We start from the raw sequence: 16,558 nt of genomic DNA on the forward strand, positions 1-16,558 counted from the left end.
GCCCCCTCGGTGGGCGCTATGCCGCGGAGGGTACCGTAAGATCGCTGACCCCCTTGCGGGCCGTTCGATATACGGACACCGTCTCGGCCGACGGGCCGGAACGCATGACCGCCCCGGTCCTGGTGGGCAGGGAGCGCGAACTCGACGCGGTCATGGAGCTGTTCGGTGGCCAGACGGGGAACGGCACCGCAGTTCTCGTCCAGGGCCAGGCCGGCAGCGGGAAGAGCGCACTGCTGCGGGCGGCAGTTGAGGGGATCCGCAGGGAGGGCGACACCGTTGTGTCGGCGTCTGGAGACGCCCTGGAGAGCGGCTTCTCCTTCGGTGTGGTCCGCCAGATGTTTGAACATCTGGCTGTCCGGGCGGCGGAGAACAATCCCCAATCGCCGCTTTCCGGGCATGCGGCCCGCGCCGCTCAGCTACTCGGCCCCACCAGGGCGCGGTCCCGCGAACTCCCGACCTGCGGACAGGACCAGGAACTCCTTGGCAGCCTCTACTGGCTCGTGGTGAACCTCACCGCCAACGGCCGGCTGCTCGTCGTCATCGACGATCTGCAATGGGCCGACGCGGACTCACTACGCTGGCTGCACTACCTCCTGCGGCGGGCGGGCAGCCTGCCCCTGGTCGTTCTCGCCTCGCTCGGGCCGGGGGAGGCACCCCACGGCGGCGAGGTGACGGGCGCCGTACTGCGGCTCTTCCGCCATCAACTCACGCTGTCCGCCCTTGAGAACGACGCCGTCGCTGCCGTTGCCCAGGACGTCCTGGGCGGGGCCGTGGAGGAGTCCTTCTCCGCCGCCTGCCGCATCGCGACAGGAGGCAATCTCTTTCTGCTGCACGCTCTGCTGCGGACCATGAGGGCGTCGCGGGCGACCCCCGGCGCCGTCACCGCGGCGGAGCTCACCCGGTACATACCGGACGGAGTCGGCCGAGCCCTGCGGAGCTTGATCAAGGACTTTGGCCCGGACGCGCTCGCGGTCGCCGAGGCCCTGGCGATGCTCGGTGGGAGAGCCGAAGCCGTTTTCGTGGCCGGGGTCGCCGGGGTGACCGAGGTGGCCACCCAGGACGTCGTGCACGCGCTGGTGCAAGCCGGGCTCATGACCACGTGCGAGGGCGGCATGGCCTTCTCGTGTTCGGTCATCGGCGCCGCCTTCGCCGACGAGCTTGTCCCCAGCAGGCTGCGGGAGCTGCACGCCAGGGCGGCGTGCCACTTGTTGGCGCAGGGTGCCCCGGTGGAGGAGAGTGCCGCCCATCTGCTCCTGGCACCGCTGGGAGTGCCCGGTGCCGCCGAGGTCCTGCACACAGCCGCGTCGCAGGCGATGCAGCGCGCTGTTCCCCACGAGGCGATCACCCTGCTGCGGCGCGCCTTGCGCGAACCGCTCGACGACGAGTCCAGAGCGTCGTTGCTGATCAGTCTCGGCAAGGCGGAACTCGCCACCAGCGTCCCGGCCGCAGTCCGCCACCTCCAGAGGGGCCTGGAGCTGTCCCGCGACGCGACGGAGCGAACCACCGCCGCGCGCACGCTCGCCGGAGCACTGTTCGCCCTCGACCGGTACGCCGACGGGCTGACGGTACTCAAGAGCGCCAGTGCCGCCCTGCGTCCGGTGCACGCCGCGAACGCCCTCCGCCTGGAGGTCGATTTCCTGTTCGGCAGTGTGAGCCAGGCGGCCTCGGTCACCGCCGTACTGCCGCGGCTGCGGGAGCTGCAGCTCTCCGACGCCGACCGCGGTGCCGCGGAGCGACCGCTTGCCGCTCTGCTCTGCCTGCGAGCTCTCATGAACGGCGACGACCCCGACGAGGTCGTCGCCTTCGCCCGGCAGGCGCTGAGCCACGGCCTGAACCCTCCTGAAGACGAGTCCCTGGTGTACTCGGGCGCCGTCCTCGCCCTCGGGTCCGCCGGCCAGTCCGAACTGGCCCTCACCTACGCGGACGCCGCGGTGGGGGAGGCCCGCGACCGAGGATCGGCGTTCGCCTACGCGTACGCCGTCAGCACCCGCGCCGGTGTGCGGTGCAGGCTGGGCCAGGTGCTGGAATGCCAGGCCGACGCACAGGCCGCCCTGGAAGCACTGGGTGAGATCGGTATCGATCTGAGCAACAGTCACAGCGTCGCCTCCCTCGCCACGCTGATGGACGCCTTGATCAAACAAGGAAAGCCCGACGAGGCGGCCGCGCTGCTCAAACAGGGCCGGCTCACCGGCGACCTGAACGGTCACTGGATCAACGACTATGTGCTGCTGGTACGCGGCCGGCTGCGCGTGGCCCAAGGCCGGACCCGGGACGGCCTGGCCGACTTCCTGCTGAGCGGTCGCCGGACCTGTGCGCGCAATCTGGCCGGAGCGGGTGTGCTGCCCTGGCGCACAGAGGCGGCACTGGCACACGCGGCACTCGGCGAGGGGAGTGCAGCCCTGGCGTTGGCCCAGGAGGAGCTCGAGCTCGCGCGGCATTGGGGGATCCCGGACTTCGAGGGGATCGCTCTGCGCGCCCTGGGCGTGGTCACCGGCGGCACCGAGGGCTTCGCCATGCTCCGCGATGCCGTGGAGATCCTTGAGGGGACGGCGGCGAAGTACAGCTACGCGCAGGCATCGGCCGACTGCGGCGCCCACGGGCGCAGGGCCGGGAAGCTCCCGCAGGCACGGATTCACCTGCAGCGCTCCGTCAGCGTCGCCCACCAGATCGGCGTCGCGGTCGTGGCCGAACACGCCTTGGCCGAACTGCGGGCGCTCGGCGACCGTCCGCGCACCCGCGCCTTCCACGGCGTGGACTCCCTGACGCCCACCGAGCGACGGGTGGCGGACCTGGCCGCCCAGGGCATGACCAACCGGGAGATCTCCCAGCACCTGTTCGTCGGTCTGCGCACGGTGGAGGTGCACCTCACCAACGCCTACGGCAAGCTCGGCATCAACGGTCGTCCCGGCCTCGCGGAGGCGCTGTCGCGGACGGATGAGCGCTGAGGCGCTCCACGGCCCGGCACGGCAGCGGGCCCGGCGGGGGCGTATGAACCCCTCATAGGCGGACCGCACGGCATACGCCGACAGGCCCGCGGGCCCGGTGACCGAACGCGTGGTGCCCCCCGCCGCTTTCTTTTCGGTGGCGGGTTCGCTGCCTTTCGGTAGCCCGTCCGCAGCATGCCGGTACCGGCCGTCTGGCTGACCGCTCCGGGAAGCGAGACCGTGGACCGGTGATCACGGGCGGGCTGATCCGTTCTCCGCCCCTGCCGATCCGCCGCCTATGAAACGGAACAACATGAGTGATCTGGACTCGCCTGCCATCTTCTATTCCCCCCACCAGGACGACGAGTCGATCGGCATGGCCGGTGCGATCCGGGAACACAAGGAAGCCGGCAGATCCGTCCATCTCGTACTGCTCACCAACGGAATCAACCAGGGCCTTCTCGACATCATGAACGGGGCAAATGGGCCGTGCCCGTTGGCGGCGAACTGCCGGCAACCCGACCACGCGCTGGGCTTGTCGATGGATGACATGATCGGGGGGAGAACCGCCGAGTTCTACGCCGCCGCCGAACAGCTGGGTGTTGACGAAGTGCACACCATCGGCCTGAACGACGATGACGTCGTCACGGATCGCGCCGGCTTCATCGAGCGCATCAAGGAAGTGATCCTTGATTTCGAGGGTCAGTTCCCGGGAGCCTCACACAAGCTGGTCAGCGGATGGCGTGACCAGGTCCCCTCGGAACCCAACCCGAACCCCACTCATTCGGCCTGTCGTGACGCCGCGGAAGCCCTTCGGGACCGGATAGCGGACTTCAGGTTCCACTGGACATACGCCTACTTCCGCGAACAGAGCGCCCGCACAGCCGACTTCGTACTCGACCTGACAGACTCTCAGTTCGCGGCAAAGCGGCAGGCCATTCTCGAGTACAACCGCTGGGAGCCTGACAACGGGCGTTACGCGCTGGGATACCACAGTGTGAGCACTCTGCTCGAGAACGCGTACAGCGACCCGCGCGAGTACATCGACGTACTGCACTGAACCCCGCAGGGCTCGCCGGCGGGGCGGAACCCTCAAACCCTTCCGCCGCAGGCAACCTCTACGGCCCGCCTGGCATCCTCCATACGCGACGAGTTGCAGAGTCACGCGGCTTGCCCGCACCTCAGCGCATGGAGAGAGATGACAACGGTCCATACTTCGGTCGTCGTACCCTGCTTCAACGAGAGTGAGGTGATCGGTGCCTTTCACACGGCGCTGGTCGCCGCTCTCGAGTCGACCGGGAAAGCCTTCGAGATCTGTTACGTCGACGACGGCAGCAGCGACCACACCCGTATCCACCTCCGGGACCTTGCGGCGGCGGACCCCCGCGTGCGCTACACCTCCTTCAGCCGTAACTTCGGCAAGGAGTCGGCGATGCTCGCCGGGCTGAGGATGTCCGAGGGCGAAGCGGTCGTCCTCATGGACGCCGATCTGCAGCACCCTCCGGAGCTTGTGCCCCGCATGCTGGAGCTGCATCGGCACGGCTTCGACCAGGTCATCGCCCAGCGCGACCGTGCCGGAGAGGGCACTGTGCGCAGGACGCTCAGCCGCGCGTACTACCGTCTGGTGCGCCGGTTCATGGAGGTCGAAGTCGTCGACGGAGCCGGCGACTTCCGGCTGCTGTCGCGCCGTGCTGTCGACGCCGTCCTCTCCCTCCCGGAGAGCAACCGCTTCTCGAAGGGGCTCTTCGCCTGGATCGGCTTCGACACCGTCAGCTTCACCTACCGGAATGTGGAGCGGGCGGCCGGACAATCCAAGTGGGGCGGCCAGCGCCTGCTCAACTACGGCATCGACGGGCTGCTCTCCTTCAACAGCCGCCCCCTGCGGATGGCGATTCACACCGGACTCTGGCTCTTCCTGTCCGCCCTCGGCTATGCGCTGTGGATCATCGCCAACGTCCTGCTCGACGGTGTGGACACCCCCGGTTACGCGACCCTGATCACCGCCATCGTCGCCCTCAGCGGCATCCAGCTCGCCACCCTCGGTGTCATCGGCGAGTACGTGGGCCGTATCTACCACGAGGCGAAGCGGCGGCCGCACTATGTGGTGCGCGAGACGAACATCTCCCACGCGGCCGCGTCCACCTCCGAGCTCAGGGACGCTGTGTCGAGTAAGTGACCTTGTCCAGGTGGTAGTAGTCGGCGACACACTGCGCCGGCCAGATCCGGCGGCCGTGGTCGCTGAACGGCTCCAGCATCATGGCGACCGAAACGGGTGTGTACGGCGCAACCTTGGCGCCGCCCGCCGCCTGCTCGCGCAGATACCGGTCCTGGCGGTCCCACTTTTCGGCCCGTACCTGTATCGCGTTCCCAAGTCCGTTCAGCGGGCCGACCAGTCCGAGCACGGCCGAGGCACACACTGCCGCGGCGGCCACGGCCGCCACACCCGTACGGCGCGCACGCAGCCGAAGCGAGCGCCCGACGAAGGCACCGACGCCGACCAGCAGCAGGACGTAGAGCAGGAGGTAGTCGTTCCACGTGCGTTCCGTCGTCACCACGTCCGCCCCGAAGACGGGGTAGGTGATGACGGTGCACAGATAGCCGGAGACCAGAAAAGCGGCCGCGCCGAGACCGGTGAGCAGCAGCGGGCGGCAGGGGAGCAGGGCGGCGGGCCGCCGAGCCCGGCGGCGTGCCAGCAGGCCGAGCAGCACACCGGCCGCGACAGCTCCGGCGTACTGCCAGGTGGTGAGGATCGTCTCGAGGATCTGCACATATCCGCGCAGGGAGCCCAGCAGTGATTCGGGCGCGAGCATGGATGCGCGGTCGGCGCCGTAGTGCTCGCGGCGGTTGCGCGAACCGGGAGAGGTCACCAGCACAACGGTGCCGACGATGATGCCGGCCATGCCGAGCACCGACCAGCGGCGTGCGAAGGCCGTAACCCGCGCGGCGAAGACGCGGTGCGCGAACAGCACCACACATGACAGCACCACCAGGGCGACGACCGACGCCTCTTCGGAGAGTGTGCCCATGAACACGCCTGCCGTGAACACGACCACCAGGGCGGCGATACGGCTGCGGCGGCCACCCGCGCGCAGCAGCGGGATGACGACAGCGCAGGCGAGCACCGGTGCGACGGTGTGCGAGACGGAGGCCGCGGGCCAGTAGAACGTCTTGTACGTATTGGGGGTCGCGAAGAGGAACACCGCGGTGATCATGGACGCCAGCAGTAGCGGGAGACCGCGTGGCACCTCCAGATCGGCCCTGCGCAGGAGTCGAACGGTCAGCGCCCACAGCAGTACCAGCATCAGCACGCCGCTGATCAGCCCGAACCACTGGTGCCCGGCGACGGGGAACTGCGCGTACAGCCCGACCAGCAGGCCGTTGCCGAGCCGTCCGTTGTCGGTGAAGTAGAACTTCCCGATCAGCCCGGAAACGCCGTCGTCACGCACGCTCGGCAGGAAGCACCACTCGTCCGCGCTCGGGCGCACGTGCCGGCCGATCCACGACGCCATGACGAGCAGACCGAGCGGCAGCAGCGACAGGGCGGACGGCCAGGCGGTCCGCCATGACGACGAGGCGCCATGCCCGCCGTTCCGTCGCTCATCACCGGACTCCCGATCCCGCTCTCGTGCGACGCTCGATGCGTCGACGGCCATATCAACACTGCCTTTCGGGAAACCAATGGTGCGATCCCCTAGAGGTGAATCCTGGATGTCCCGTTCCATCTTCCGCGGGGCAGGATGCGCTCGGAGGCATGCTTCAGGCGGTACCGAACCCGTGCGTCAGCGACGCGGCGCTCCCTCGACGACCAGCGGACACTGCTCCTCGCCGGTCACGGTGCATCGAACAGTGCGCTCACCGACTCGCCGTTGTGGATGCGCCGGACGGCCTCGGCAAGCGCCGGGGCGATAGACAGGACCCGCAGCTTGTCCGTGCGGTGCTCGGCCGGGATGGGCACGGTGTTCGTGCAGACGATCTCCAGCACGTCGGGCTGATCGGACAGACGCTTGAGTGCGCCCGCGGAGAACAAGCCGTGCGTGCAGGCGACCCGGATCGACCGGGCTCCCAGCTCCCTCAGACGTTGCAGAAGTTCAAGGACAGTGCTGCCCTTCGCGATCTCGTCGTCGAGAACGATGACATCGCGGTCAGCGACATCCCCGATGACGGAGCTGATGCTCACCCGGTCGTCGGCGAAGCGCTGCTTTGCCCCAGCCGCCACCTTCACTCCCAGCAGCCGCGCGAAGGCAGCTGCCTCCTTGGCGTTCCCCAGATCCGGAGACACGACGGTGGTGTTGGACAGGTCGTAGCCGCGAAAGTGTTCGGCCAGCTCACGCAGTGCGTGCAGGTGATCCACCGGTACCGAGAAGAAGCCGTGGACCTGCGGCGAATGCAGCGTCAGTGCCAGTACGCGGTCGGCCCCGGAGGCCACCAGCAGGTCGGCCACCAATCGCCCGCCGATCGAGATCCGTGGCGCGTCTTTCTTGTCCGAACGTGCATAGGCGTAGTGCGACATCACCACGGTGACGCGACTCGCTGACGCCCCGCGGGCGGCGTCGCACATCAGGAGCAGCTCAACGAGATTCTCCTGCACAGGAGTGACCAACGGCTGGATCAAGAAGACATCCCGCTCGCGGCAGTTGGCCTGCAACTGGACCTCGAGGCAGTCGTTCGCGAACCGGCTGACCCGCACCGGATTGAGTGGTACACCCAGATGGGCACAGACCTCGGCTGCCAGCTCGGGATGGGCACTACCGCTGAATACGGCGATGTCTCGCACCAACAGCTCCTGGGGTGATCGAGTCGGGATGCCGTCGACAGGCTATCGGCCCGGACGACCCGGTCGGCCTGGGGGCGCCCGGTGGTCATCTCGGTTCATCTCGCAGCTGCCCGGTCTGCCACTGCGCCGGCCTCGCCACCTCGCGCACCGCAACGGGAGACCGCCCGCTTGCGCTCGGTCCTCAAATTCTCCGCCGCCGGGGCGGGCGCTGCCAGTGCGCGACCGCCGGTCGTGACTCCCGAGCAGCCCGCCGATCGTGCTCGGGCCGGCCAACGGCCGCGTCTACCGTCCCTCGGGGCCGAGTACGCTCGTCGAACTGGAGGCCCCGCGGATGGGCGTCCAGGGCAAACATCACCTGTGGCGGGCGCTGGTGCCCGTGGCCGCCGAGTCGGACCAGCTCGACGCGTCACGGCTCCAAGACCTCATGACCGGGCAACGAACCCGATGGCCACCGTGGACTCGCTTCATCACACCACGGCAACGGTGCTGCTGCCCCACCACCGCGATTGACGGTCCGGTCCGGACCTCGCTGCCGATCTCGTCGTCGAGTCCCTGACGAACCCGGAACCGTTCAGTCAGCCCGGCCAGGTTCCGGTCAGGCGGTGCACCGCGGTGGCGCCGCCGCGGTCGACCGCCGCCTTGACGCCGGCGAAGATCGCACCCTGCAGGGTGGCGGCGATCAGGACCTCGCGCCAGCCGCGGTCCTGATCGGTGGCGTCCGGAACGTCCGCCTCGTGGCCGATGGCCTTCCACACTTGCTTGAAGACCGCGCCGGCCAGAGCACCGCTTATGGCGCCCAGCGCCCAGCCGACCGGCTTGTAGGCAACCTTGGACGCTTTCATGAGCTCTTCCTCCTGCGCCGGACGAGGATGAAGACAGCCAGGGCGGCTGCACCGCCGATGAGCAGGTTGCGGTTGCTGCGCGCGGCCTTCGCCGTCTGGCCGGCCTTGTCGCGCACCGGCTCCGGGGTGCTGTGCTGGATCTTCTCGCCGATGATCTGGGCAGTCTCGGTCAGCTGCTGCTTGGCATGCGCGGCCTTTTCGCGTACCGGTTCCGGAGTCTTGTCCTGCGCCACGTGGAGGGCGTGGGCGGCCGTGTCCTGCACCTGGCTCTTGACCTTCGCCGCTTTCTGCTGCGCCTGGGCCTTGATGTCGGCCTTGGCGGCCAGTGCCTCGACCGTCTGGCCCAGTTCCACGCGGGTCCCCTCCACCTGCTCACGCAGTTCGTCGGGGGTGGGTGTGGGGGTGGCGGTGGGGTCGTTGTTCTGGGACTTGTCCGTCATCGGTGTGCCCTTTCCTTGATCTCGGCGACGTCGGCCTTGACGCCCGCGATGGCCTGCTCGGGGGTGGGCGGGGTGGCCTGGACGACCTGCTTCCTGCCCACGGCGGCGAGCGCGCCGGCCACCACGAGCAGGACAGCGGTCACGGTCAGCGCCGAACCCCACAGCGGCCAGATCAGGTCCAGGGCCACGATTGCGGTGGCCGCAAGGGCTTGCAGGGCAACGAAGCCGACCACCCCGGCCCCGCCGAACAAGCCGCCGCCGAGCCCGAACCGTTTGCCCTTTTGCTGCATCTCCGCCTGCGCCAGTCGCAGTTCCTGCCGCATGAGCTTTGAGATCTGCTCCGATGCCTGCTTGACCAGCTCGCCGACCGATTCCTCGGACCCATTGTGCGGCGGGTGCTCCTGTGCCGTGTTCACTGTCGTGACCTGCCTTTCGTTGCACGTCCCGGGCCGGCTCCAGACCTTCATGGGGTCCGTTGGAGTCGTGTACGGGTCGTTTCTCGGCGGGTACCCGAGCCCTGCCGAGCCCATTCAGCCGCGGAGGCTCCTCTTCGTGACGCGCTGGAGCAGCCTGCACAGCAGTACGCGAGGGGGACCAGCCAGGCGCTGGTCATGGGAACTCCTACAGGCGAGTCCGTAGCGCGCTGTCCCACGCATGCGGGCTTCGGTGGTGGCTGCTGTGCCCTGCGGTGAGTACGGTGCGCAGCTGGGCGAGGTGCGTTCTCGAACCAGTCGACCCACAGGGAGTAGGCGACGGCCTCGGACGCCTGGGGCGCTTCCAGCCGCCGCCGACAGCCGTCCCAGAGCACCTCGGTCGGCAGGGGGCCGTCCGGGCCCTGATCGGCGAACAGGATCTCGCGCTGAAGAGCCAGCCGGGTCGTGAGGCCCGCGATTTTCTGCATGATCTGATCACGGACCTCACCGACATATATGACGCGCTCGACCTGAATTCGGTCAGAGGCGGCGTATCCGCGCGGCGATCCCATGGCCGAGCAGAAGGTAAATCACAGCGGGCAGGCCGTAATTGAGGAAAACCCGTAGACCTTCGGTGTCCATGGTGAAAATGTCCTGGGACCAGCCGGCGAGCCAGTCCGCCATACCGTGCACAAAGCCGACGAAGACGTTTCCCCGGTTGGCCTCGAGCAGGTAGAGCAGGATCCACAGGCCCAGAAAGCCTGCAGCGATGTCCGCGATCGTGTGGATGACCAAGGCTGCCCGGTTTGCTCCGGCGCCGTCCCGGTTACGCCCATGGGCGTCCCGATTGTGGTCGTAGGCGTTGTAGTTGTCGTTGAGTGGCATGGGTTCATGGGGACCGTTCATGCCCTCCCTGCTTGCCTCGCGCGAGTGCGCAAAACCTCATTCAAACCTGCGATTTCATATCGGTTTCCGGATTCTCGATAAGCACCCGCGAATCTGTGCCGCGAATGCCGGTTTCCCATGCTGATGAGCAGGTTGGCGGGCGCCGCCTCCTGCCACCTCTTCGTCTCCGTTGGCACGGGCCCTTGCCTCACGGACCGTCTGCCGCGGCGCGGAAAGCGAATCAGCCTCGTGCCGGGGAGAACGCCGCACGGCGGTCATGACATCCTGTTACGTATCAACTCGCCGGACGGGATCGGCGGCGTCCGGGGGTTACGGGGAAGGTCAATGAGGCTCTGCTTCCTGGTGGAGGAGCACTACCGCCATGACGGCATGCCGATCGAGGTGATCCGCCAGCTGACCTCGTGGGGGCACCAGGTCGACGTGCTGCGGCCGGGCGGTTCCCTGCTGCGCATGACCGAGGCGGTGCGGGCGGGCACCCATGACGCGTGGGTTCTCAAGACGGTCTCCGGAGGCCCGGGGCTCACCTTGCTCGAAGCCGCGGCCTCGGCCGGGATGACGACGGTGAACGACGCGCGGTCGATACGAGGTGTACGGGACAAGGCGCTGGCCGCGGCGATCGGTCGCAGCCGTGGGCTTCCGCTGCCGCCGACCTACGCGGCCGCCCGGCCCGAGCTGCTGGCGGAGATACCGGCGTCGGAGTACCCGCTGGTGGTCAAGCCCGCCGACGGCAGCTCGGGGCGGGCCGTGTACCTGGTGTCGTCGCCGGATCGGCTTGCGGCGATGGTCCCCGAACTGGCGAGGGAAGGCATGCTCATCGCCCAGCCGTATGTGACCAACTCGGGAATCGACGTCAAGGTGTATTCCGTCGGCGGCGAGTTGTACGCGACCGAGCGCTGCTCCCCGCTCCACCCTGACCGCTCGGTGCGCGAACGCCGCGTGCCGCTGTCGGCCGAGGTGGCCGCGATAGTCGCCCAGGTCGGGGCGGTCTACGGCCTCGATCTGTACGGCGTGGACGTGCTGCTGGGACCGGATGGCCCGGTGGTCGTCGACGTGAACGACTTCCCGAGCTTCCGGCAGGTCCCGGACGCTGCGGCGCGGGTGGCACGAGCCGTGCTCGGGCTGGCCGGCGATGGCCCGGCGTCCGGCGCGGCCACCCTCCCCTCCGCCCGGCCGCCGGAACAGCACAGTTCGGTCGGCGGGTTGTCGTTGCCACGCCGCCCGCACGCAGCGCAGGCGGCGGCTCCGGTGCAGATTCCTGTGGCGGGGGGCGAGAGCGCATGAGGATTGGTCTGATCACGCCTGAGCCGGACCATCCGCTGCTGGCCGCCACCGCCGCCCTGCTCACCCCCGAGCATCAGGTCGAGACGCTGGACCCGAACACGGTGGGGGAGGTCTCCGAGCCGCTCGCCGACGTCTACCTGCTGAAGTCGCGTACGCCACGTGCGCTGGCCCTGGCTCGCGACCTGGAGCAGCGGGGTGCCCCCGTGGTGAACTCGGCTGCGGCGACCGCGCTGTGCCAGGACCGTACGGCGATGGCGGACCTGGCCGGGCGGGCCGGCCTCCCGTTCGCGGCCACCCGCACCTTCATCACGCTCGCTCAACTGGCGTCCGGCCCGCGGCTCCCCGGCCCCGTGGTGGTCAAGAGCCGCCACAGCCGAAGACACGACCTGGTGGCCCGCATCGACGACGACGTACAACTGCGGGAGCTCGCCGCGGCACACCCGCAGGAGCCGGTCGTGGTCCAGGAGTTCGCACCGAACAGCGGCTGGGACCACAAACTGTGGGCGGTCGGAGACCAGCTCTTTGCCGCCCTGCGCCGTTCCGAACTCGCTCGCGAGGGGCGGGGCCCCACACTTCCGCTCGCCGCCGACAGCCTGCCGCCCGGCTGGCCCGCCCTGGTTCGCCTGGTCGGCAAGGTCTTCGAACTCGACGTCTACGGCGTGGACATCATCGACGCGGGCGACGGCGTCCCGCTGATCGTGGACATAAACGCCTTCCCCGGAGTCCGGGGTCAGTCCGGCGCTCCGGAGGCCCTGGCGGCACTGGCTCTGCGTCCTCCACGAGTACACGGGTGACTGGGGCGCGATTGCGCATGCGGGGTGATGACGGCAGGCGTCGGCCCTCCCGTGGGGAGGGCCGGGAGGGACGCCAGCGTGACGCCCTCCGCATTGTGCGGGGGGCGGCCAGCCGGACAAAGCATGGCACCAGATTCAGCCAGTCAACAGAGGTGTGACCGAAAATCGATGCCTCGGATAAGGTTCTCCGCCAACTACTGGTTGCCCGGGTAGGTGACGCCGGTGGAGGGGGCTGTGCCTGGTCCAGGGGCAGATGCGCATGAACGTGACCGGTGTGCTGGTCCGTGGTGAGCCTCGCGTCGTTGCGGCGCAGGGCGGCGATGGCCGCGAGGTTGGTGGCGGTGGTCTCGGCGACCACGAAGCGTGCGTCGGCTCTGGCCGCTTCGTTCAGTATCGCGTCCAGCGCGGCGGTGCCGATTCCGCGCCCTCGTGCGGAACGTGCCAGCCACATGCCGGTTTCGAGGACCTCTTGGCTGTCGCGGCAGGCCAGCCGTGCTGATCCCACGATTTTCCCGTCGGCGAGGATCGCGAATGTGCATTCGTGGAGCGGGCCTGCCAGTCCTGGTCGGCGAGCCCGGTGCCAGGCCCGGAAGGCGTCCTGTCGCGTTGTCGTCCAGCCTGGCGGACCGGTCACGGGTGGCATGACCTCGTCAGGTGCTGCATCGTTGACAGCCACCGCGAGGAGTCCTTCGAGCATCTCCTCGTCGACGTGACGCAATTCCACTGTCCCGCTCACATCGTTCCCCTCCACTCTGCCAAGCCGCGTCGCTTCTCAGGCGGCTTGGTGCTGCCCTTTCGATCATCTCAAGGACTGATGGTCAGACCCCTTACTCGAAGGCCGGCAGCAACGCCCGGACCACCGTGTCGACCGAGGGCAGGAATCGCTTGGCGGTGGTGCCGAGCAGATATCGGTGCATGGCCCGCTGGTGAGCGGCCCCGATCAGCAGGAGCGCACCGGCGGTCGGGTCCAGGGTGTCCCGCACTCGCCCGGCCGTGCGTTCGGCCCGCAGAAGGTCGGCGACCGGTTTGAGTGCCAGGTGTGGACCTACTTCGCCGTCGCGTTCTGCGAGCAGTTCACGCAGCTGGCTGTCGGACTGCAGGGCGCCGAGGATAGGCATGATCCGCAGGTAGAACCGCTCCAGACCGGTCACCACCGCAGTCAGGTCGGCCGGCAGGTTCCCGCTGGGGGTACGGCGGCCCAATACCACGGTGGCGTCGGAAAACACAGGCAGATGCAGGTTGATGACGGCCTGCAGCAGGCCCAGCCGGTCGCCGAAATGGTAGAAGATGCTGGACTCCGCGACGCCGGCTCGGCGCGCGATCTCCTTGGTGGACAGGGCCAAGCCCGCCTCACCCAGCACCTCCTCGGTGGCCTTCAGCACTGCTTCCCGTACCCCGGTGGAGGGCCGACCGCGCCGTGTATCCGCCACGGTATGTCTCCCGTCTTATTGAGTCATCGCTCAGGAAGATGGTAATTTACTGATGGTTCACTCAGTAATCTGGATCGGAAGGGAAGACGACCTCATGACCGCCCAGTCCCGCAAGGACGCCATCCGACGGCTCTACAAGGCACTCGAAGGCGGCGACCTCGATGTGGCTGATGAGCTGTTCACTCCGGACTTCGTCACCAGCGAGGGCCGGCACCAGAACGTCATCGGACCGCAGGGCTTCAAGGACGCCATCCGTGAGGTGCATGCCACCCACACCGATCCGAGCTTCGAGATCCTGGACATGGTGGCCGAGGACGACCGGGTGATGGTGCGCTGGCGCATGCGGGCGACCCACGGCGGCGAGCTGATGGGCGTGCCCGCGACCGGCCGCCAGGTGAGTATGGAGGCCTTCGCCCTGTTCCGCTTCGTGGGCGTCCGCATCAGCGAACGGCACGCCGTCATCGACCGGCTTGGCCTGCTCCAACAACTGCAGGCCGACTAGGTTGGGTCCGGGCGACCATGCGCAATCACGCCTGGGGCTGCCGGACTTCCGTGCCGCAAGCCCGCGTCGAACCTGTCGGGGCCGATCTTCCTCACCCACACGAGTCGGCTCATGCATGCAGTGACCCGCCGCAACCGAGACGTTGAGCCTGTTTGTTGAAGTGTCCGCCTCGGTGGCCAAACAGATGCCGAAGGATCTCGCTGAGCCGGGCAACTGAGACGGCAGTGCCCAGGCGGTGACCGTGGCTGCCACCATGGCGGCATGACCATCGACTTGCTTCCCGCGACAGGCGTACGGCTGCCCGGCCCGCTGCCCGAACTGGTCTTCGGCATGTCCGAGCAGTACGCCCGTCGCGTTCTGGCGCCGCACGCGGCACTGTCGGAGGCCTTCGTCTGCGGGACCGATTGGGCGGTTGGTTTCGACTTGCCCGGATGTTCGATCACCTTGTCGGCCTCCGATGGAGGCGGCCTGTCGATCATTTCGCTGTCGCGGCGGCCGGTCGACGAGCGCGGGGCATGCCCGGTTGCGTTCCAGGGCGTCGACGTTTTCGGGTGGCCGGCCGCCGAAATCATCGAGGCGCTTCACGAGCAGAGCGAGACGGTACAGGAGCATCACTCCGGCAACGTGTGGATCGGCAACCTGCACCTCTCTCCCGCTCTCGGACACCGAACGACGGCTTCCGCGAGGAAGAAGCCGCGCACAGCGCCGCCGTACGTGTTCGACTTCGTCTGCCTCTACGGGCCGGGCGTGGTGTCACGAGACCGCCGACGGTAAGAGCACCTCAGAAGGACCACCTGGCCCTGGCGGGCCGATACTGGTGGCGTGGACAACGCGCCGCGAGTGGACATCCCGGGGCCGTTCGCCGGCTCAGCGCCGCGCGCGCGGGTCGCCGCGGCCCCTACGGTCGTCCCGCGCCCCGAAGTGATCAACGAGTCCGTCCGCGTTCGCGCCGCCGCCGCGCTGCGGCCGTTTGTGGCCTGGTACACCGGCTATCGCCAAGACGGTTTCCCGGCCGCACAGCACCGGGGGATGCCCTCGCCGTACCTGACGCTGATCTTCACGCTCGACGATGTGCTCACCGTGGCCGGTCACCCTGATCCCCGACAGGCGCCGGGAAATTACGACACCCTGCTCGGCGGCCTGCACACATCGCCGGCGCTGATCACCCACCAAGGCCGCCAGTCGGGTATCCAGATCGCGCTCCACCCGCTCGGTGCGCGGGCGCTGCTCGGCCTGCCGGCCGGTGAGCTGGCCAACGCCGATCTTCCCGCAGACGCCGTCCTGGGCCGAATGTGCGGTGAGCTCCAGGCACAGCTGCAGGCGGCCGGTAGCTGGCCGGAGCGCTTCGCCGTGCTGGACAAGCTGCTGCTCCGGGCGACCTCCCCCTACGGAGGCGTTCCGCCCGAGGTCGCCCGCGCCTGGCAACTGCTGATCCGCACCGGCGGTGCCGTGCCGGTGGCGGCGCTGGCGGACGAGGTCGGCTGGAGCGGACGCCATCTGGCGGACCGCTTCCGGCGGGAGACCGGGCTCACGCCCAAGGCCGCCGCGAGGGTGGTCCGATTCGACCGCGCCCGCAGACTGCTGGCCGCCGACGCCGGTCGGTCGGAGCTTCCCCGGCTCGCCGACGTGGCTGCGGAGTGCGGCTACTTCGATCAGGCACACCTCGCGCGCGAGTTCCGCTCCCTGGCCGGCTGCGCCCCCAGCACGTGGCTGGCCGAGGAGTTCCGAAACGTCCAAGCCCCCAGCGGCGAAGCAGCGCAAGGCTGGGTGCGGCAAGAGCCCCACGAGTACTGAAGGACTGGCCGAGGAGGCTTGGTGGACATGGACGACACGACACCGGCACCGCAGGTGTGGCCCACCCTGCGGGCCTACGACGCCCGCGCGCTGATCCGGTTTCTGATCGACGCGTTCGGATTCGAGGAGACCGTGGTCCACGGGGAGGGTGACCGTGTCGACCATGCCCAGCTGTCCTGGCCGGAAGGCGGCGGGATCATGCTCGGCTCGGCGAAGCCGGACGCCGAGGACGACTCCTGGCCGCTGCGACCCGGAAGCTTCGGCGCCTATGTGGTCACTGCCGACCCGGACAGGTTGTACGCCCGCGCGAAGGCCGCCGGCGCTGAGATCACCTCCGAGCTGCGCGAAACTGATTACGGCTCCAGAGATTTCGCCGCCCGCGATCCCGAAGGCAACCGGTGGTCGTTCGGTACCTATCGCGGGGAGTCCCGCAAGGCTGCGGATCCGAGCTGATCCGG

General features: G+C 68.6%; 16 protein-coding genes and 1 pseudogene. 9 read left to right on the top strand and 8 right to left on the bottom strand.

The features are described 5' to 3' along the window. The first annotated feature begins 104 nt into the window (after positions 1 to 104). The 3 genes from OG729_RS37880 (at position 105) to OG729_RS37890 (ending at position 5,100) form a co-directional block, all read left to right on the top strand. Positions 105 to 2,945: an ATP-binding protein gene (locus tag OG729_RS37880; protein WP_405810633.1), complete on the top strand. Its 2,841-nt coding sequence runs from the start codon at positions 105 to 107 to the stop codon at positions 2,943 to 2,945. A 292-nt stretch (positions 2,946 to 3,237) separates the two neighbouring features. After that, complete coding sequence (locus OG729_RS37885; protein ID WP_405810635.1) at positions 3,238 to 3,984, top strand: PIG-L deacetylase family protein; 747 nt, start codon at positions 3,238 to 3,240, stop codon at positions 3,982 to 3,984. A 138-nt stretch (positions 3,985 to 4,122) separates the two neighbouring features. After that, a complete protein-coding gene (locus OG729_RS37890; protein WP_405810637.1) occupies positions 4,123 to 5,100 on the top strand; it encodes a glycosyltransferase family 2 protein in 978 nt (325 codons plus the stop codon). On the opposite strand, the gene OG729_RS37895 is transcribed toward OG729_RS37890, so the two are convergent. The 6 genes from OG729_RS37895 to OG729_RS37920 form a co-directional block, all read right to left on the bottom strand. Further along, positions 5,075 to 6,577 carry a DUF6056 family protein gene (locus OG729_RS37895; protein WP_405810639.1) on the bottom strand — a complete coding sequence of 501 codons (1,503 nt, stop codon included), beginning with the start codon at positions 6,575 to 6,577 and terminating at the stop codon, positions 5,075 to 5,077. The genes OG729_RS37890 and OG729_RS37895 overlap by 26 nt on opposite strands. A gap of 176 nt (positions 6,578 to 6,753) precedes the next feature. Continuing rightward, a complete protein-coding gene (locus OG729_RS37900) occupies positions 6,754 to 7,698 on the bottom strand; it encodes a ribose-phosphate pyrophosphokinase (RefSeq protein WP_360881924.1) in 945 nt (314 codons plus the stop codon). A gap of 575 nt (positions 7,699 to 8,273) precedes the next feature. Beyond that, positions 8,274 to 8,540: a DUF4235 domain-containing protein gene (locus OG729_RS37905; protein WP_405810641.1), complete on the bottom strand. Its 267-nt coding sequence runs from the start codon at positions 8,538 to 8,540 to the stop codon at positions 8,274 to 8,276. Continuing rightward, positions 8,537 to 8,980 carry a DUF3618 domain-containing protein gene (locus OG729_RS37910; protein ID WP_405810643.1) on the bottom strand — a complete coding sequence of 148 codons (444 nt, stop codon included), beginning with the start codon at positions 8,978 to 8,980 and terminating at the stop codon, positions 8,537 to 8,539. Before OG729_RS37910 ends, OG729_RS37905 begins: the two co-directional genes overlap by 4 nt. Then, positions 8,977 to 9,396 (bottom strand): phage holin family protein, encoded by a 420-nt coding sequence (locus OG729_RS37915; protein ID WP_360875191.1) that lies wholly within the window; start codon positions 9,394 to 9,396, stop codon positions 8,977 to 8,979. The genes OG729_RS37910 and OG729_RS37915 overlap by 4 nt, the downstream gene beginning before the upstream one ends. A 537-nt stretch (positions 9,397 to 9,933) precedes the next feature. Continuing rightward, on the bottom strand, positions 9,934 to 10,278 hold the full coding sequence (locus OG729_RS37920) for a hypothetical protein (RefSeq protein WP_405810645.1): 345 nt from the start codon (positions 10,276 to 10,278) through the stop codon (positions 9,934 to 9,936). A 345-nt stretch (positions 10,279 to 10,623) separates the two neighbouring features. Between OG729_RS37920 and OG729_RS37925 the strand changes: the two genes are divergently transcribed. Together OG729_RS37925 and OG729_RS37930 are read left to right on the top strand one after the other, a co-directional pair. Continuing rightward, positions 10,624 to 11,580 carry a RimK family alpha-L-glutamate ligase gene (locus tag OG729_RS37925; RefSeq protein ID WP_405810647.1) on the top strand — a complete coding sequence of 319 codons (957 nt, stop codon included), beginning with the start codon at positions 10,624 to 10,626 and terminating at the stop codon, positions 11,578 to 11,580. Continuing rightward, positions 11,577 to 12,374, top strand: a complete 798-nt coding sequence (locus tag OG729_RS37930) for a RimK family alpha-L-glutamate ligase (RefSeq protein ID WP_405810649.1) — start codon at positions 11,577 to 11,579, stop codon at positions 12,372 to 12,374. The genes OG729_RS37925 and OG729_RS37930 overlap by 4 nt, the downstream gene beginning before the upstream one ends. 358 nt (positions 12,375 to 12,732) lie before the next feature. Here the strand turns inward: OG729_RS37930 and OG729_RS37935 are convergent. After that, a pseudogene (locus OG729_RS37935) lies at positions 12,733 to 13,071 on the bottom strand (GNAT family N-acetyltransferase); the annotation flags it as partial. A 130-nt stretch (positions 13,072 to 13,201) separates the two neighbouring features. Further along, positions 13,202 to 13,756, bottom strand: a complete 555-nt coding sequence (locus tag OG729_RS37940) for a TetR/AcrR family transcriptional regulator (RefSeq protein WP_405810651.1) — start codon at positions 13,754 to 13,756, stop codon at positions 13,202 to 13,204. A 142-nt stretch (positions 13,757 to 13,898) separates the two neighbouring features. On the opposite strand from OG729_RS37940, the gene OG729_RS37945 reads away from it, so the two are divergent. The 4 genes from OG729_RS37945 to OG729_RS37960 all read left to right on the top strand — a co-directional run bounded on the left by OG729_RS37945 (position 13,899) and on the right by OG729_RS37960 (position 16,553). Further along, positions 13,899 to 14,306 carry an ester cyclase gene (locus OG729_RS37945; RefSeq protein WP_405810653.1) on the top strand — a complete coding sequence of 136 codons (408 nt, stop codon included), beginning with the start codon at positions 13,899 to 13,901 and terminating at the stop codon, positions 14,304 to 14,306. Positions 14,307 to 14,567: 261 nt separating this feature from the next. Beyond that, positions 14,568 to 15,080 (top strand): hypothetical protein, encoded by a 513-nt coding sequence (locus tag OG729_RS37950; protein ID WP_405810655.1) that lies wholly within the window; start codon positions 14,568 to 14,570, stop codon positions 15,078 to 15,080. A 48-nt stretch (positions 15,081 to 15,128) separates the two neighbouring features. Then, positions 15,129 to 16,100 (top strand): helix-turn-helix domain-containing protein, encoded by a 972-nt coding sequence (locus tag OG729_RS37955; RefSeq protein WP_405810657.1) that lies wholly within the window; start codon positions 15,129 to 15,131, stop codon positions 16,098 to 16,100. A 27-nt stretch (positions 16,101 to 16,127) separates the two neighbouring features. Next, entirely contained in the window at positions 16,128 to 16,553 is a 426-nt protein-coding gene (locus OG729_RS37960) for a VOC family protein (protein WP_405810659.1), read from the top strand. Positions 16,554 to 16,558 lie beyond the last annotated feature (5 nt).

The sequence above is a fragment of the Streptomyces sp. NBC_00210 genome (assembly GCF_045160975.1).
Classification (GTDB): domain Bacteria; phylum Actinomycetota; class Actinomycetes; order Streptomycetales; family Streptomycetaceae; genus Streptomyces.

Coding starts and splice junctions, on each gene's coding strand:
- OG729_RS37895 (WP_405810639.1), bottom strand. CDS start 6,577: ATGGCCGTCGACGCATCGAGCGTCGCACGAGAGCGGGATCGGGAGTCC.
- OG729_RS37885 (WP_405810635.1), top strand. CDS start 3,238: ATGAGTGATCTGGACTCGCCTGCCATCTTCTATTCCCCCCACCAGGAC.
- OG729_RS37910 (WP_405810643.1), bottom strand. CDS start 8,980: ATGACGGACAAGTCCCAGAACAACGACCCCACCGCCACCCCCACACCC.
- OG729_RS37880 (WP_405810633.1), top strand. CDS start 105: ATGACCGCCCCGGTCCTGGTGGGCAGGGAGCGCGAACTCGACGCGGTC.
- OG729_RS37890 (WP_405810637.1), top strand. CDS start 4,123: ATGACAACGGTCCATACTTCGGTCGTCGTACCCTGCTTCAACGAGAGT.
- OG729_RS37925 (WP_405810647.1), top strand. CDS start 10,624: ATGAGGCTCTGCTTCCTGGTGGAGGAGCACTACCGCCATGACGGCATG.
- OG729_RS37960 (WP_405810659.1), top strand. CDS start 16,128: ATGGACGACACGACACCGGCACCGCAGGTGTGGCCCACCCTGCGGGCC.
- OG729_RS37905 (WP_405810641.1), bottom strand. CDS start 8,540: ATGAAAGCGTCCAAGGTTGCCTACAAGCCGGTCGGCTGGGCGCTGGGC.
- OG729_RS37930 (WP_405810649.1), top strand. CDS start 11,577: ATGAGGATTGGTCTGATCACGCCTGAGCCGGACCATCCGCTGCTGGCC.
- OG729_RS37950 (WP_405810655.1), top strand. CDS start 14,568: ATGACCATCGACTTGCTTCCCGCGACAGGCGTACGGCTGCCCGGCCCG.
- OG729_RS37920 (WP_405810645.1), bottom strand. CDS start 10,278: ATGCCACTCAACGACAACTACAACGCCTACGACCACAATCGGGACGCC.
- OG729_RS37945 (WP_405810653.1), top strand. CDS start 13,899: ATGACCGCCCAGTCCCGCAAGGACGCCATCCGACGGCTCTACAAGGCA.